We start from the raw sequence: 16,163 nt of genomic DNA, 5'->3' as shown, positions 1-16,163 counted from the left end.
GCTTGCAGCACAGGTGCCCGATCAGGCGCCTGTGGCCTTAACGGCACGTTTGGCCTTGGGTTTGCCTGCGGCTGCCTTGCGTTTTTTCTTCCACGGGGGGGCGCCCCCCGCCGGGCTGGCCGGGCCGCGCAGGGTCATTTGCAGGCCGCTGCAACGTTCGATGTGTTTGCTCATCCATGCCGCCTGTTTGGCGACGAAGATGTCGAGGCTCATTTCGCCGCTTTGCACCATGTCTAGCGCTTGTTCCCAGATCGCCGTGGTGCCGGGGTCTGCGATGGCGCGTGGCACGGCGTCGATCAGGCTGAAGGCCGCTGGCGTGGCCGCCAACGCCTTGCCGTTTTTGTTCAGATACCCGCGGTCCAGCAAGCCCTGAATGATCCCGGCGCGGGTGGCTTCGGTGCCGATGCCGGTGGTGTCCTTGAGTTTTTGCTTGAGCAGCGGGTCCTGGACCCACTTGGCGACGTTTTTCATGGCCTTGATCAAGTCGCCTTCGGTGAACGGCTTGGGCGGCTGGGTCCACAGGTCTTTGAGCAGTACGTTCGCCACAGCGCAATCGAGGCCCTCGTTCAGGCGCGGCAACGGCTGAGGTGCCGGGGCTTCGCGGCCCTTGGCAGGGGCGAGGGCTTCAGGCAGGGCGCGCTTCCAGCCCGGTTCGACAATTTGCTTGCCCACCGCTCGCAGCGCATGCCCCGCGCAGTCGAAATCCGCCTGAGTGCGATCGTACTCATGGTTGGGCAGGAATTGCGCCAGATAGCGCGCGCGAATCAATGTGTAGACGGCCCGCTGCTTACCGCTCAGGCGTTCGAGGTTTTTTGCGGCGGCCGTGGGGATGATCCCGTGGTGAGCGCTGACCTTGGCGTCGTTCCATGCCCGAGAACGGCGTTGCGGGTCCAGAAATCCTGCCAGCGGCTGCAAGGCTGGATCGGCCTGCTGCAACGCCCCGAGGATTGAAGCGGCTTCCGCGTGCTGGCTTTGTGGCAGGTAGCCGCAGTCGCTGCGCGGGTAGGTGATGACTTTGTAGGTTTCATACAGTGACTGGGCGATGTCGAGGGTTTCTTGCGCGCCCAGCCCCAATTTCTTGGAACATACTTCTTGCAACGTGCCGAGGTCGAACGGCAGCGGCGCGACTTCACGCATGCGCTCGGTGCGCAGTGAGATCACCCGTGCGGTGCTGGCGTTTTGCATTGCCATGGCGGCTTGCTGCGCGTGGGCCTGATTCAGGCAGCGGTCCTGATCGTCGCAGGTGTCAGGGGCGGCGCGCCATTGCGCGATAAACAGGTGCCCGTCATGGTTGAGTTGCACATCAATGGCCCAGTAGGCGACGGGGATGAAGTCGTTGATGCTGCGGTCGCGGTCCACCACCAGGCGCAAGGTCGGGGTTTGTACGCGGCCAACAGGGAGCACACCCTGGTAGCCCGACTGACGCCCGAGCAGGGTAAACAGGCGGCTCATGTTCATGCCGATCAGCCAATCGGCCCGGGAGCGCCCCAAGGCCGCGTGATACAGGTTGAAGGTCTCGGCGCCGGGCTTGAGCGCGGCCAGTGCCTTGCGGATCGAGGCGTCGTCCAGTGCCGACAGCCACAGACGCTGGATCGGCCCGCGATAGCGGCAGTGTTCGATCAGCTCGCGGGCGATCATTTCGCCTTCACGGTCGGCGTCGGTGGCGATTACCAGCTCCCGGGCTTCGCCCAGCAGGCGCTTGACGGCCTTGAACTGGCTGGCGGTTTTGGGTTTGACGCGCATCTTCCACTGCTGCGGCACGATGGGCAGGTCGGCCAGCACCCAGCGTTTGTAGCGCTCGTCGTAGGCGTCGGGCGGAGCGGTTTCGAGTAAATGACCGATGCACCAGGTGACGGTGGCATTGGGGCCCACCCAGCAGCCGTCACCGCGACGGCTGGCGCCGAGCACGGCCGCAATATCTTTGGCCTGGGAAGGTTTTTCACACAAAAACAGCCGCATCGTTTCACTCGTTCATGCTGCGCAGAAGGTGCACAGCATGGCAGAGATTGAAATCGGGGCAACTGTTTTTACTGTATTTATGTACAGCTCAAGGTGCAGGTGCTGTCGTCGCTGATGAGGCGCGAGGTGTCGATCAATGTCGAAGCCTCGCGTCACCTGACAGCCGTTGCGGCCGTGTCGCATGGGTTAATTGGGCGAGTAGACCTGATCGAACACGCCGCCGTCATTGAAGTAGGTTTTTTGCACCTCGCGCCAGTCGCCGAAGGTTTTCTCCACAGAGAGAAAGTCGACTTTCGGGAAGCGATCGCTGTACTTGGCCAGAATCTCCGGGTTACGTGGGCGCAGGTAGTTTTTAGCTGCGATTTCCTGACCTTCAGGCGACCACAAATACTTCAAATAGGCTTCAGCCACCTCACGCGTGCCTTTTTTGTCGACCACTTTGTCGACCACAGTCACTGGCGGTTCAGCTTCGGCCGAAACGCTGGGGTAAATCACTTCGAACTGGTCGCGGCCAAATTCACGGGCGATCATTTCCGCTTCGTTTTCAAAGGTCACCAGCACGTCGCCGATCTGGTTGGTCATGAAGGTGGTTGTCGCTGCACGGCCGCCGGTGTCCAGAACGGGCACTTGTTTGAACATCTTGCCGAGGAAGGCTCTGGCTTTTGCTTCATCCCCGCCGTTTTTCAGGACATAGCCCCAGGCGGACAGGAAGGTGTAACGGCCATTGCCCGAGGTTTTTGGGTTCGGCACGATCACTTGCACGCCATCCTTGACCAGGTCCGGCCAGTCTTTCAGGGCTTTGGGGTTACCTTTGCGCACAATAAACACGGTGGCCGAGGTGAACGGTGCACTGTTGTTCGGCAAGCGGGTGACCCAATTCTCAGGCACCAGTTTGCCGTTATCGGCCAGAGCATTGATGTCGGTGGCCATGTTCATGGTGATGACGTCAGCGGGCAGCCCGTCGATCACCGAGCGTGCTTGTTTGCTGGAGCCGCCGAACGACATTTGCACCAATTGCTTCCCGTCGTGTTGCGCCTCCCAGTGTTTTTGGAACGCCGGGTTATAGTCTTTGTAGAAATCGCGCATGACGTCGTATGACACGTTCAGCAGCGGCTTGGGAGCGGCTTGGGCGATGCCCATAAACGCCAGGCTGGCGGCGAGCACAGAGGCGCTAAAAAGGTTTTTCACTGCTCATTCCTTGTTGTCGGTGCAAATTGCCAGCAACTATAGCCGCTGACGTTTAGTGCTTAAAAGATTAAAAAAATCAGTGCTTATGCATTTTTGGTAAAAAGTGCATTGCCGCAGCGCGAACAAAAAGACGCCGATTGTTCATGGCGTTCTTTTTTGCAGGTGGGGCAGTTGTGTTTGAGCTGTTCGCCGCGCATGGCGTTGGCCAATTCGGCGGTGAAAATCCCGGTGGGCACAGCGATGATCGAGTAACCGGTGATCATCACCATGGCCGAGATAATTTGCCCGAACGGGGTCTTCGGCACGATATCGCCGAAGCCCACCGTGGTCAGGGTGACGATGGCCCAATAGATGCTGACCGGGATGCTGGTAAAACCGTTTTCAGGCCCCTCCACCACGTACATCAGGGTGCCGAATACTGTGACCAGCGTGGAAACGCTGACCAGAAACACGATGATTTTCTGTTTGCTGCCGCGCAGGGCCGAGAGTAGGTAATTGGCCTGACTCAAGTAGGGCACCAGCTTGAGTACCCGAAAGATTCGCAGCATGCGGATGATGCGAATAATCAACAGATACTGCGCATCGCTGTAATAGATCGCCAGAATTCCCGGCACGATGGCCAGCAAATCCACCAGCCCGTAAAAGCTGAACGCGTAGCGCAGGGGTTTGGGTGAGCAATACAGACGCAGGCCGTATTCCACGGCAAAGACAAACGTAAAACCCCACTCGATGTAGGCCAGCAGGTTGGCGTAATCGCGGTGGATGCTGTCGATACTGTCAAGGATCACCACCACCAGGCTGCACAAAATAATCAGCAGTAATGTGGTGTCGAAACGGCGTCCGGCGGGGGTGTCGGCTTGAAAAACCATCACGTAGAGCCGCTGGCGCCAGTCGTTGTTATTCATGTACGAAGCTCGAATCTCAAAGGTAAGAAGATTCGGGGATTAGCGCTCAATGCGCAACCGTGATTGCTCATTTGCCGGTTTTAAAAGGCGCACGCTGGCGTGTACCAGCCAGCAACTGAGAATAAATGGCGCGGTCAGCGCAGGCAGCCCGAGCGCGGCAAAACCGGGCGTGAGCAGTACGGCAAGCAGGATGCCAGCCAACGGTCGCCAGGGCTGACGCGTGTGCTGGCTCAACGCCAACGCTGCCAGCGCCGGGTTATAGCCCGCCAGTCCGCTTAATGCAGGGGCCGGGTCGTGCTGTAGCAGATGCAACCCCATCCCCGCGAAAGCGCCTGCCAGCGCCCACAGGGCAGCGCGGCGGCTGCTCAGCCACAGCCCGGTCACTATCAACAGGCCAGCGATGGGGGATTGCAGCAGCATGACTTGGCCGATGCCACTCAACAGCCCTTGCGTGAGCGTGAGCCCGCTCAGTTCTGCTACGGGGAGGGTCGCCGTTACGGATGCTGGATTGACGCTGAGCAGCAGCCACCCAAGACCGACGAAAGGCGCCGTATACGCCATGAGGCGATTACCGTCAGGCGCCCGTTTGAGCCATTGATGGACCAGCATGGCGCTCAGTCCGGCACTGGCAATGATTAGCAAGGGCAGCATGGGCGACCACGGCAGTTGATGGCTCAGGAGCAACCCCAGCAACACGCCGTTGTAACTGTAGAGCCCGGCCTGCCGCTCGGGTTTGGGGTAACCGCGCCGTTGTGCGGTCAACAGACCGCTGATCCCGCCCAGCAGCGCGCCACCCAACAGCGCAGGCGCGCCGACCACAATGGCCAGCAAACAGAGCACGCCGCAGAGCGGGTGGCGTTGCAGGAAAATCTGGCTGAAGCCGTTGCACAGGGCCGTCGCCCAATCCGGACACGGCTGGCTGAATGAAGGGGCGTGCATGGTGATGACACACTTCAGAGGGGAAAGAGGTGTGCAGCCGCCGCAGGGGGTGGGCGGCGGCTACAGGGGTGGCGTTACTGCTCGCGGATCGAGAAGTTGGCCATGTGTTCCAGGCCTTTGATCAGCGCCGAGTGATCCCAGTTGCTGCCACCGATGGCAGCGCAGGTGCTGAACACTTGCTGTGCGTTGGCCGTGTTGGGCAAGTTGATCCCCAGTTCGCGGGCGCCTGCCAGGGCCAGGTTCAGGTCCTTCTGGTGCAGGCTGATGCGGAAGCCAGGATCGAAGGTGCCTTTGATCATGCGTTCGCCGTGTACTTCAAGGATTTTGGAAGACGCAAAGCCGCCCATCAGTGCCTCACGGACCTTGGCCGGGTCTGCACCGTTTTTGGCGGCAAACACCAGCGCTTCAGCGACGGCCTGAATGTTCAGGGCCACGATGATCTGGTTGGCCACTTTGGCGGTCTGGCCGTCGCCATTGCCACCCACCAGGGTGATGTTTTTGCCCATGTTTTGCAGCAGGGGCAGGGCGCGCTGGAAGATCTGCTCCTGACCGCCGACCATGATGCTCAGGGTGCCCGCTTTGGCCCCGACTTCACCGCCAGAGACGGGTGCGTCCAGGTAGTACGCGCCTTTGGCAGTGATTTTTTCAGCGAACGCTTTGGTCGCGGTGGGCGAGATCGAACTCATGTCGATCACCACTTTATTCGGGCTCAGGCCTGCCGCGATCCCGTCTTCGCGGAACAGTACGTCTTCCACCTGTGGGGTGTCCGGCACCATGACGATGATGAATTCGGCTTCCTGGGCCACTTCTTTCGGGCTGGCCAGGGCGATGGCGCCTGCAGCCACCAGGTCGGCGGGGGCCGCGCCGTGGTGGGTCGACAGGAACAGGCTGTGGCCAGCCTTTTGCAGGTTGCTGGCCATGGGCGAACCCATGATGCCGGTGCCGATAAATCCGATTTTAGCCATGACAAATCCTCTTGTTTTTATTGGATAAACAGCCGTAGTCGCTGCTGTGGGCTGCCAAGGGGTGTGCAGCAGCCCGTGATACCGAAAGCCTTACACCGCGTTATGCGTCTTGAGCCAGCCCAGCCCGGCTTCGGTGCTGGTTAACGGCTTGTATTCGCAGCCAACCCAGCCTTGATAGCCGATGCGGTCAAGGTGTTCGAACAGGAAGCGGTAGTTGATTTCGCCGGTGCCCGGTTCGTGGCGGCCCGGGTTATCGGCCAATTGGATGTGGTTGATCTGCGGCAGGTGCGTTTGCAGGGTGCGCGCCAAATCACCTTCCATGATTTGCATGTGGTAGATGTCGTATTGCAGGAACAGGTTGGCGCTGCCGACCTTCTCCTGAATGGCCAGCGCCTGACGCGTGTTGTTGAGGTAGAAGCCGGGGATGTCGCGGGTGTTGATGGCTTCCATCACCAGTTTGATGCCCACCGCGTGCAGTTTTTCGGCGGCGTATTTGAGGTTGCTGACGAAGGTTTTTTCAATCAGTGCCTCGTCTATGCCCTGTGGGCGAATGCCTGCCAGGCAGTTGATTTGGTCGTTACCCAGTACTTGGGCGTAGGCGATGGCCAGATCGACCCCGGCGCGAAATTCTTCGACACGGTCCGGCAGGCAGGCAATCCCGCGCTCGCCTTTGGCCCAGTCGCCCGCGGGCAGGTTGAACAGCACCTGGGTCAGTTTGTTGGCATCCAGTTGGGCCTTGATTTCGGCAGAGCTGTAGTCGTACGGAAACAGGTATTCAACGCCGTGGAAACCAGCGTTGGCAGCCGCTTGAAAACGGACAAGAAAATCCTGTTCGGTGAACAGCATGGACAGGTTGGCGGCAAAACGCGGCATGGTGGACTCCTGCAATTTTGGTGTCCCCTCTCCCCGTGGGAGAGGGGCAAGGCTTAACGTTAATCGAGCATCGAAATAGCGGTCGGGGCGTCGTTGCCCACCAGTGCCAGGTCTTCGAACTCGTTCACGGCGTTGATTTCGGTGCCCATGGAAATGTTGGTCACGCGCTCGAGAATAATCTCAACCACCACCGGTACGCGGAACTCTTTGATCATTTCTTGCGCCTGGCGCAGCGCCGGCTGGATCTGGCCCGGCTCGAACACACGCAGCGCCTTGCAGCCCAAACCTTCGGCCACGGCCACATGGTCAACGCCATAACCGTTCAGTTCCGGTGCATTGAGGTTGTCGAACGACAGCTGCACGCAGTAATCCATTTCAAAGCCGCGCTGTGCCTGACGGATCAAGCCCAGGTACGAGTTGTTCACGACTACGTGGATGTAAGGCAGGTTGAACTGCGCGCCCACGGCCAGCTCTTCGATCATGAACTGGAAGTCATAGTCGCCGGAGAGCGCCACGACGTTGCGGTTCGGGTCAGCCTTGACCACGCCCAGCGCAGCCGGAATGGTCCAGCCGAGCGGGCCAGCCTGACCGCAGTTGATCCAGTGGCGCGGCTTGTAGACGTGCAGGAATTGCGCACCGGCAATCTGCGACAAACCGATGGTGCTGACGTAGCAAGTGTCTTTGCCAAATACCTGGTTCATCTCTTCATACACGCGCTGCGGCTTGACCGGCACGTTGTCGAAGTGGGTCTTGCGGTGCAGGGTGGCTTTGCGTTGCTGGCAGTCTTGCAGCCATGCGCTGCGGTTTTTCAGTTTGCCGGCGGCTTTCCACTCGCGGGCTACTTCAAGGAACACGTTGAGGGCTAAACCGGCGTCGGAAACAATGCCCAGATCCGGGGTAAAGACGCGCCCGATTTGCGTCGGCTCGATGTCCACGTGAATGAAGCGGCGGCCTTCGGTGTAGACCTCGACCGAACCGGTGTGGCGGTTGGCCCAACGGTTACCGATGCCCAGCACCACGTCGGATTTGAGCAGGGTCGCGTTGCCGTAGCGGTGCGAGGTTTGCAAGCCGACCATGCCCATCATCAGCGGGTGATCGTCAGCAATCGAGCCCCAGCCCATCAGGGTCGGAATGACCGGAATGCCGGTCAGCTCAGCGAATTCCACCAGCAGTGCGCTGGCGTCGGCATTGATGACGCCGCCGCCGCTGACCAACAGCGGGCGCTCGGCCTGATCGAGCATGGCCAACGCCTTTTCGACCTGCACGCGGGTAGCGCTCGGCTTGGCCAGTGGCAGCGGTTCGTAGGCGTCGATGTCGAACTCGATCTCGGCCATTTGTACATCAAATGGCAGGTCGATCAGCACCGGGCCGGGGCGCCCGGAGCGCATTTCGTAAAAGGCTTTCTGGAAGGCATATGGCACCTGGCCCGGTTCCAGCACGGTGGTTGCCCACTTGGTCACGGGTTTGACGATGCTGGTGATGTCGACCGCCTGGAAATCTTCTTTGTGCATACGGGCGCGGGGGGCCTGACCGGTGATGCACAAAATCGGGATCGAATCGGCCGAGGCGCTGTACAGACCGGTGACCATGTCAGTGCCCGCAGGGCCTGATGTGCCGATGCACACGCCGATATTGCCGGCCTTGGTACGGGTGTAACCCTCGGCCATGTGCGAGGCGCCTTCCACGTGGCGAGCAAGTACGTGATCGATGCCGCCGACCTTTTGCAGGGCCGAGTACAGCGGATTGATGGCGGCGCCCGGGATACCGAATGCGGTATCGACACCTTCGCGACGCATCACCAGAACGGCGGCTTCGATTGCTCTCATTTTGCTCATTGCTTTGTGCCTCTTACGTTTTGTAATTGTATACAAGTGGCTGTGGGCTGAGTGTATTCATCCGCCCCGGTGCAGGTCAATGGCTTTTGTTCAATCAATTGTTGATAGACCGACACCCTTGTATTAGGCAGGTTTAGAGATTTTTAAGGGGAAAGCCGCCAAATAATTGTATACAAGATGAATATTTATTGTGTTCTATTGGTGTTGTCGAGACGTCTTCCAAGACGCCCTAAAGGCTTTCCAATAACAAGACGAAGGACGGCAACCATGAGTGCGTTAACTTTGAAACTGGCGTTAAACCTGGCCACCCAGGCCCTTGCGGCCGGGCGTCAGATCGCGGCTGCGCCGCTGGCGGTGGCGGTGCTTGATGGCGGTGGACATCTGGTGGCGTTGCAACGTGAAGACGGCGCGAGCCTGCTTCGCCCCAGTATTGCCATTGGCAAAGCTTGGGGCGCAATCGCCCTGGGCAAAGGTTCGCGCCTGTTGGCGCTGGATGCGCAGCAGCGGCCAGCGTTTTTTGCGGCACTCAATGGCATGGGCAAAAGTGATGTTGTGCCCGCGCCGGGTGGCGTGTTGATACGCGACGAGCACGGGCAGGTAATTGGCGCGATGGGGATCAGCGGCGATACATCGGACATTGATGAGCAATGCGCGATCAGCGCCATCGAGGCGCAAGGCTTGCGGGCAGATGCAGGGGTGGTGGTCTGACCGGCGTTGTGTAATGGCTGGCGCAGCCTGCGCCAGCCATTAAGGACTGAGCGGTATTAGTCGGGCGTACAGCCTTTGAGCACCAAGCGAATGATGGTCCGGGTCGCCGCCTCGTAGTCGCCGTCGTCGAGTTTGGCTTTGCCGGTGATGGCGGAAATCTGCCAGTCGAAGTCAGCGTAAGTCTGGGTGGCGGCCCATATGCTGAACATCAGGTGGTGCGGGTCGATGGGGGCGATCTGGCCCCGGTCGATCCAGATCTGGATGCATTCGATGTTGTGTTTGGCCTGGGCATTGAGCAACTCGACCTGTTTTTCACTCAGGTGCGGAGCGCCGTGCATGATTTCGCTGGCGAACACCTTGGAGGCAAACGGCAGGTCGCGCGAGATCATGATCTTCGAGCGGATGTAATTGCTCAGGACTTCGTTCGGTTCACCGTCGGCATTGAACGGGGTCGAGGCCCGCAGAATAGGGTCGATGATGCTTTCGAGGACCTCGCGGTAGAGGTTTTCTTTGGATTTGAAGTAGTAATACACATTGGGCTTGGGCACGCCTGCCTTGGCCGCGATGTCGCTGGTTTTGCTGGCGGCGAAACCCTTGTCAGCGAATTCTTCGCTGGCGGCGCGCAAAATCAGCTCTTTATTACGTTCGCGGATGCTGCTCATAAACCCGTATTTCCTTGCCTGCTGGGGCGGTCGGGCATGGTAGCACCGGGCTTGCAAGCGGCTCAAGATTGCCGCTTGAGGGGTGCCACGCGTTATGCTTGACGTCATTCAATTCACAAGGGACTGACACCATGGCAGGCAGCAGTTTGCTGATGTTGCTCGACGACATCGCCGCCGTACTCGATGACGTTGCGCTGATGACAAAAATGGCCGCCAAAAAGACCGCCGGGGTGCTGGGCGATGACCTGGCATTGAACGCGCAGCAAGTCTCCGGCGTGCGGGCTGAACGGGAATTGCCGGTGGTGTGGGCAGTCGCCAAGGGCTCGTTTCGCAACAAGCTGATTCTGGTGCCCGCTGCGCTGGCGATCAGCGCGTTTGCGCCGTGGGCCGTGACGCCGTTGTTGATGGTCGGCGGCGCCTATTTGTGCTTTGAAGGCTTTGAAAAACTGGCGCACAAGTTCTTGCACAGCAAGGGCGCCGATCATCAAGCACGTGCGGCCTTGTCTGACGCTGTGGCCAACCCCGATATCGACTTGGCGGCGTTCGAGAAAGACAAAATCAAAGGCGCGATACGCACCGACTTCATCCTTTTTGACCACCGCCCCCAAATGCACAATACGGCTCTCGCTACTACCTTCTAGCCCCCGCGTTCATTCCTCTGTATCCCACCTCGTTCTCATTACACGTCGCAAAAGAATCGAACACTGCCAGAAATAAGATCCGGTGCCGGAACCGCTTTGGTAGGACACCAAGGTACGTATATGGTATGCCGACTTATTCCAAGCCCAGATCGCAGCCAGCGATACTCATCACCCACTGCCGCTTGGCTCTTTCCCTTCTGCCTCAGGGGATGTGTGATGTGGGGGTTACCACTAATGCGTCATGCGAGTCTCAATACTCCATTCGACTGGATAGTTTCAGGGCCATTCCAACTTATACGGTTAAAAAACCTGCTTTGTTCACCATCGTTTCGGCATGGTGTTGTGAGGTGATCGCGTTTGGCAATATATAGTTAATTAATTAAGTTAAAATTGCTGGTTATATCTGTTGGTCGAAGTTCTAGAAATTGGTCTAAAGCGAAGCGGTTTTTTTCTTGCGATTGTGCGGATCAGTATTTATCGTTCGCGGCATGAATGTTGTAAATGTCAGAACGAAAAGGAAGTTAAAGTTATGTCCGGTGCTATTTTCAAAAGATGGAGATCTTGCAGAGTTGCCAAGTGCGTACTTAAAAGCTAAGTCTGAAACTAATAAGCATGCTCTCCCAGTAATTTTATTGTATGCTGATCACTTAAAAAGTTTTTGTAATTACTTGAAAAGTTTAGATCTTTATCTAGGTTATTCCATAGATGATATTTTATGTGGTATTTCTCGCTCGGTCATAAGTACATATTTAGTCTTGCTCAAAGGGCAGGGGTACGAAACCTCTTATGTAAGGTTGCGAGAAACTATTATAAGCGGAATGTTTGGCTGGCTAGCCTCGTCCGAAGGTGGTCGTGTCAGAAAAAGTAGCGGCTTCGAGAATAAGAAACTAGATACCCCGAAGCCGAAACGGAAAAGACCTAGGTATGTCACTCATGAGCAAGTTTGTAAATTGCTTGGGGGTATGTACTGGGAGTCGCAACGATGCGCTGTTCATACATTGTACGACTTGGGGCTGCGTGTGTCCGAGTTGGTTCGGGTTACTAAGGATGACATAGATGAGCTGGAAAATTTACCAGCTGAGTTAGCGTACCTTCCCCTGACGGTACGAGGAAGTAAAGGGAAGGCGGGAGAAATTAAAGAGCGGACGGTGATAATCACGCGCGCTGTTTACGCAAGGATTAAAAAATACCATAGCTCCGCCCGATACAGATTTGCTGCTTATAAAGGTGTTAAACCTGCTTTTTTGAATACTTTCGGCAAGCCGATGACTATCAAAGGTGTCCAGAAGCTGATAGCGGATGCTGCCAGAAGAGTTGGCTTTAAATCAAAAACAGTAAGCCCGCACCGGTTGAGGCATGGTACAGCTCTCACCTTTTTAACAGGTGAGCTAGGTGACGATCATATCCAAAAGCTTATACTTATCAAAGAGCAGTTTGGTCATGAGCAATTGTCAACAACTAATGTTTATGCCGGGGTCTCTCCGGCGCTATTTGTAGATGAGCTAGGAGTAAGGTATGTAAAGCCGAGATATCTTGAAGCTAAGAAGATTTATGAGTCTACCTACTTGTCGCGTAGTAAAGAGAAGGAATAATTGTGCGCTATTCAGTATTTGAGCATAGTTTGCCTTTGGCGACTTCAGAGGCACCTCTAGCTGAAGTTGCTGCAATTTTTGATGCAAGCATTGCTAGGTATAATGTTCTAGCTACGATATCGACATATAGGGGGGCGAAGGGCCTGGTGATGAACTTTATTGCTTCTGATCCCAGGTTTGCAGGGAAAATAATACGTGTCGGCCATGAGTTTGATCAATATTTTTTGGTTCATCTCAAAAACCATATGGACTTTCAGCCCTATTCTTCATCCTATCGGGCTACAGTGTTGTCTGCTGTACGCGGGGTGCTCTCTTATGCAGTGGTGAATTCGTTTTACGGTTATCGAGGTTTTCTGGATGTGGTTCTTGATCCCACCTTCAGGGAAACTGCCATGCGAAGCTCGTTTTCGGATAATGAGTTTCAGCAATTTGATAAGGCACTTGATGATGAGATCGCCTTTGTTGAAAGCAATTTAATGGCAGGGTACGTTCCGTCAGGCAAAGGAGTGCCACCTGAATTTATCGGTACTCGTTTTGCGCCTGGCTGGAGCGATGATGAGGATAACTTGAAGTGGTGGTTTGAGAATAAGCTAGGCTGTAAAGCATTCGTCCATTCTAAAACAATGAGCAATGCTCAAAAGAAATTTTATTTCGCTGCAAAAAAGCACGGCGGTATAAGAGTTTTATTCCTTCGGTGGGGAGTGATTTTGGGAATTGATGCCTTTGTCATTATACCATTCATGTTCAAGCTAGTTACGTGGACAGGGCTGAATGCAACTCCTGCCCAATCGCTCAAGACAAATGATTACATTAAGTCTCATCCACTGACCGGTAAGCCGTGCATTTATTATTGGAAGCAGAGAGGTCAAGGTGATACTGACCTTCACGAGGGACTCCTGACAGCGCATTTGGAGAAGGTTAGTGCGGAAACAAAAGATGTTATGCCTCTGGAAGAAAAGCAGTCTAGTAATATTGAAAAAATATGGATCCGAGTTCTCGACATCACAAGACCGATCCGGTCTGAGCTGACGGAAAGCGAAGAGGATTACCTCTTCATCTATATGCCCACATACGGGCGTGCAGCGGGGCAAGTCAGAAATTTACTGCAGCCAAATAAATGTATGCACGACTGGTGTCGATACATGGTTGAAAAGTATGACTTGCGAGATGATCGCGGAGACTTGCTAGAGATTAATATATCTCGGCTGCGCCCATCATTGGTGTCGAAGCTTATGAGTGCTGGTGTCGATATCTCTGTGATTCAAGCGATTCTTGGCCACAGTGATGTCATTACAACCATGCGATATATTGATAAGCATAATTTTGCTCCAAAAGCGAGGCGCGAAATTCATAAGTGTCTTTCCAATATTCGAAAGAATAGGGAAGATCAAGTAAGGCAGCCTAAACAAATTGCGGTGGGAAAGACCAATGATCCATCAATCATTTTTACCACCGCGACAGCGTTGTGCCTAGATGTATATAACCCACCAGCTCGAGTAAAGAAGGCAACAGGGTGGATAGAGGGGCAGGCGTGCACAAATTTCAATATGTGCTTGAGATGTTCAAAGGTAGTAATACTGGAGGAGCATCTGCCGAGGCTGCTTGCGATGCGACGTGGGTACAAATTCTCACTTGAGAATGGTGCGGGGGCTACAACGCATCGCGCCGTCCTTATCCAGAATCTGAGTGTTCTTGACGGTATTTTAGGTGAGAACAGTGATTTCTCGCATTCGGTTCTAAGTAAGGCGAATCAGCAGTCTCGAAATCTTGAGGTCTACGTGGATCCTTTTCTGGTAAGAGGCAAATATGAACAAGTCTGAAATTGAATTTTTACTCGAAGAGGCTAGGAAAGGTGGTTGTTGTGAGCTAGCTGCAAAGATTAGGATTTCGTCTGTTTCATTGGTGGGGGAATCTGTCTGGAGTTTTCTAGCGGATGTCAAGGTGCGAGCACGCTCTATTGATCCGACTCGACTGAGGATAAATTGGGCTGAGCGTAAAGTCAGTCCTAGGATTGTTAGCGAATTGCAGACGATCTTTCTTTATTACACGAAGATTCCTACTTGGTTTGGTAGCAAAAAAAATCTCAAGGCGCAAACTATTGTTCCTAGAGCAAAAGTTATTCTCAGGTTATTGGAGAAGCTGTTAGCGGTTACTGATATTTTTGCACTGGATATTTCTTTGGGTGATATCACCGAGGCGGATATTGAAGCTGCCCTCAGAAATTATGCTGGAAATCGGCATGAGCTCAAACCAATTTTGAATTTGGTGTTCAGCGCTGCTGCGGGTCAAATTATTGGCCAAGATATGAAGTTTGATGCCAAAACAAACCTTTTTCTGAAAGGGCTTTTGTCAAAACCAAGGCAAGAACTCGTATCTGCGGATGTGGTAAAAGGGAAGGAGGTGCGATGGCTAACTGATGAGCAATTTGCCGAAGCTAGTTACTCATCGTTGGCGCGAGTGAAGGATTTTTTGCGTCGAATGGGATTGCCGATTTTAAATGAAGATGAGTATGAGTACGCGCCGAGTAACGCAATCGCGAATCACGATATGAAATACTTATTTTCGGAGTATGTAGCTTATCGGGTTGCTGGCGCGGGTGGTCGTCGAAAATCTCATGTCGAAAGAAGGTTGATGCGTAAGGGAGCGTCAATTGGTGAAATTGCGGATTATTTGAGCGAAGTTAATATGGCCTCTCAGTGTGTTGTTGGGCTGTATATTGGTGGCCGTTTTTCTGAGCTCGCTAGCTTGATGATAGGCTGCCGGAGCAAGGTTGATGGTTACAATGTCGTCACTGGTAAGGTGTTTAAAACGAAGTCGGCTGCGGACTTGAGTGATGAAATGTGGGTGGCTATTGATGCCGTTATGGATGCGGTTGAGGCATTAGAGGCACTAGCTCCGATCAAAGCTAGCAGTTATCTTTTCTCACAGAATAATTTGATGACAGGTACTGATATGGAAAATGGGGTGGATGGGAAGCAAGGGTACTCCTACTCCGGTTTTCATGTCGCTATGAAAAAATATTTTTGTAAGATCGATGGTAATGGAACCTTCAATGACTGGGTATTCAACTCACATCAATACAAACATTCTCTTACTCGACAAATGATCAAGGCGAAGCTGGGTATGCCGTATATCAGTTATCAGTTGAAGCATGTGTATGATCAGGCGCTAAATTTGCCTCCTGAGGCTACCATGGCTTATGGCAATAGTGCTGCGTTACTTCAGTCTGGGATGGCGGGCTTCTTTTTGTCGGAATTCAAGAAGGATAAGGTCGAGCAGATTTTTTCCCCTGACTCGGTTATCTCTGGTGGCGGCGCTCATGACTTTAATCAGAGAAGGCAGGATTATTTCGAGGGGATGATAGGCGCTGGTTATACCAAGTTGGAGATTATGGACGAGCTTGGCAGGTTGACCGATGCCGTCTTCGCCAATACCGCACTTGGCTACTGCACTGGCAGAAAATCTGACCCGGGCGGCGCTAAAGATATTCCATGTATCGGTCAACTGCGGTGCAACCCAAATCAATGCAGGAATGCTGTGATCACGGATGAACATATTCCTGGATGGAAAGCTGTGAGAGATCACAACATGGATATGCTTAATGATTCACGGTTCTTCTATGGTAAAGAGCAGTTTGAGAAGGCTATTGCAGAAGCTGATGGGGTGATCGCCTCTCTTAGGGTGAAGTAATTATTATGTCGGCTTTTGATGCAAAAAACTCAGAAGACTTTGAGTTAGTGACTGCGGCAATTATCGCTGCCCTAGCTCAGATCGACAAGAATATAAAGCTTCCTGCTACGCAATCTAGTTTAGCGAAGCTAGGCTCTGTACGTAAACCCAAGAAATACGATTTTCTGTAAAATACACCGCCATTAAAGCCAGGAGGCCAAGATGGC

Annotated in this window: 12 protein-coding genes and 1 pseudogene; 5 read left to right on the top strand and 8 right to left on the bottom strand. The window is 54.4% G+C overall.

What is annotated here, in order from left to right:
* Window positions 1-21: 21 nt before the first annotated feature.
* From CJF39_RS03955 to gcl, 7 genes are all read right to left on the bottom strand, one after another.
* A complete protein-coding gene (locus tag CJF39_RS03955) occupies window positions 22-1,959 on the bottom strand; it encodes a DNA topoisomerase III (protein WP_094992246.1) in 1,938 nt (645 codons plus the stop codon).
* A 186-nt stretch (window positions 1,960-2,145) separates the two neighbouring features.
* Window positions 2,146-3,147, bottom strand: coding sequence for a sulfate ABC transporter substrate-binding protein (locus CJF39_RS03950; RefSeq protein WP_094992245.1), 1,002 nt, complete (start codon window positions 3,145-3,147; stop codon window positions 2,146-2,148).
* Between the two features lie 83 nt (window positions 3,148-3,230).
* A complete protein-coding gene (locus CJF39_RS03945; protein ID WP_094992244.1) occupies window positions 3,231-4,052 on the bottom strand; it encodes an ion transporter in 822 nt (273 codons plus the stop codon).
* A gap of 39 nt (window positions 4,053-4,091) precedes the next feature.
* Window positions 4,092-4,991 (bottom strand): urea transporter, encoded by a 900-nt coding sequence (locus CJF39_RS03940; RefSeq protein WP_094992243.1) that lies wholly within the window; start codon window positions 4,989-4,991, stop codon window positions 4,092-4,094.
* Between the two features lie 74 nt (window positions 4,992-5,065).
* Entirely contained in the window at window positions 5,066-5,956 is an 891-nt protein-coding gene (locus tag CJF39_RS03935) for a 2-hydroxy-3-oxopropionate reductase (RefSeq protein ID WP_094992242.1), read from the bottom strand.
* A 90-nt stretch (window positions 5,957-6,046) separates the two neighbouring features.
* Entirely contained in the window at window positions 6,047-6,829 is a 783-nt protein-coding gene (gene hyi, locus CJF39_RS03930) for a hydroxypyruvate isomerase (RefSeq protein WP_094992241.1), read from the bottom strand.
* 59 nt (window positions 6,830-6,888) lie between these two features.
* On the bottom strand, window positions 6,889-8,664 hold the full coding sequence (gcl, locus tag CJF39_RS03925) for a glyoxylate carboligase (protein WP_094992240.1): 1,776 nt from the start codon (window positions 8,662-8,664) through the stop codon (window positions 6,889-6,891).
* A gap of 267 nt (window positions 8,665-8,931) precedes the next feature.
* Here gcl and CJF39_RS03920 point away from each other — a divergent pair, with 267 nt between their 5' ends.
* Complete coding sequence (locus CJF39_RS03920; protein ID WP_094992239.1) at window positions 8,932-9,372, top strand: GlcG/HbpS family heme-binding protein; 441 nt, start codon at window positions 8,932-8,934, stop codon at window positions 9,370-9,372.
* 56 nt (window positions 9,373-9,428) lie between these two features.
* Here CJF39_RS03920 and CJF39_RS03915 read toward each other — a convergent pair whose 3' ends face one another.
* Complete coding sequence (locus CJF39_RS03915; RefSeq protein WP_094992238.1) at window positions 9,429-10,034, bottom strand: TetR/AcrR family transcriptional regulator; 606 nt, start codon at window positions 10,032-10,034, stop codon at window positions 9,429-9,431.
* A gap of 131 nt (window positions 10,035-10,165) precedes the next feature.
* On the opposite strand from CJF39_RS03915, the pseudogene CJF39_RS03910 reads away from it, so the two are divergent.
* From CJF39_RS03910 to CJF39_RS03895, 4 genes and pseudogenes are all read left to right on the top strand, one after another.
* A pseudogene (locus CJF39_RS03910) lies at window positions 10,166-10,624 on the top strand (DUF808 family protein); the annotation flags it as partial.
* Window positions 10,625-11,163: 539 nt separating this feature from the next.
* Window positions 11,164-12,267 (top strand): tyrosine-type recombinase/integrase, encoded by a 1,104-nt coding sequence (locus tag CJF39_RS03905; protein ID WP_094992237.1) that lies wholly within the window; start codon window positions 11,164-11,166, stop codon window positions 12,265-12,267.
* Window positions 12,268-12,269: 2 nt separating this feature from the next.
* The gene (locus CJF39_RS03900; RefSeq protein WP_094992236.1) at window positions 12,270-14,087 is read left to right on the top strand and encodes a site-specific integrase; all 1,818 of its coding nucleotides are present in this window, start codon (window positions 12,270-12,272) and stop codon (window positions 14,085-14,087) included.
* Window positions 14,074-15,957, top strand: coding sequence for a hypothetical protein (locus tag CJF39_RS03895; protein WP_094992235.1), 1,884 nt, complete (start codon window positions 14,074-14,076; stop codon window positions 15,955-15,957). Before CJF39_RS03900 ends, CJF39_RS03895 begins: the two co-directional genes overlap by 14 nt.
* Window positions 15,958-16,163: the final 206 nt, after the last annotated feature.

The sequence above is a fragment of the Pseudomonas lundensis genome (assembly GCF_002269125.1).
GTDB lineage: Bacteria > Pseudomonadota > Gammaproteobacteria > Pseudomonadales > Pseudomonadaceae > Aquipseudomonas > Aquipseudomonas lundensis_A.
Note: the sequence above shows the minus strand (reverse complement) of the source record. Positions and strands in the feature narration are given on the sequence as shown.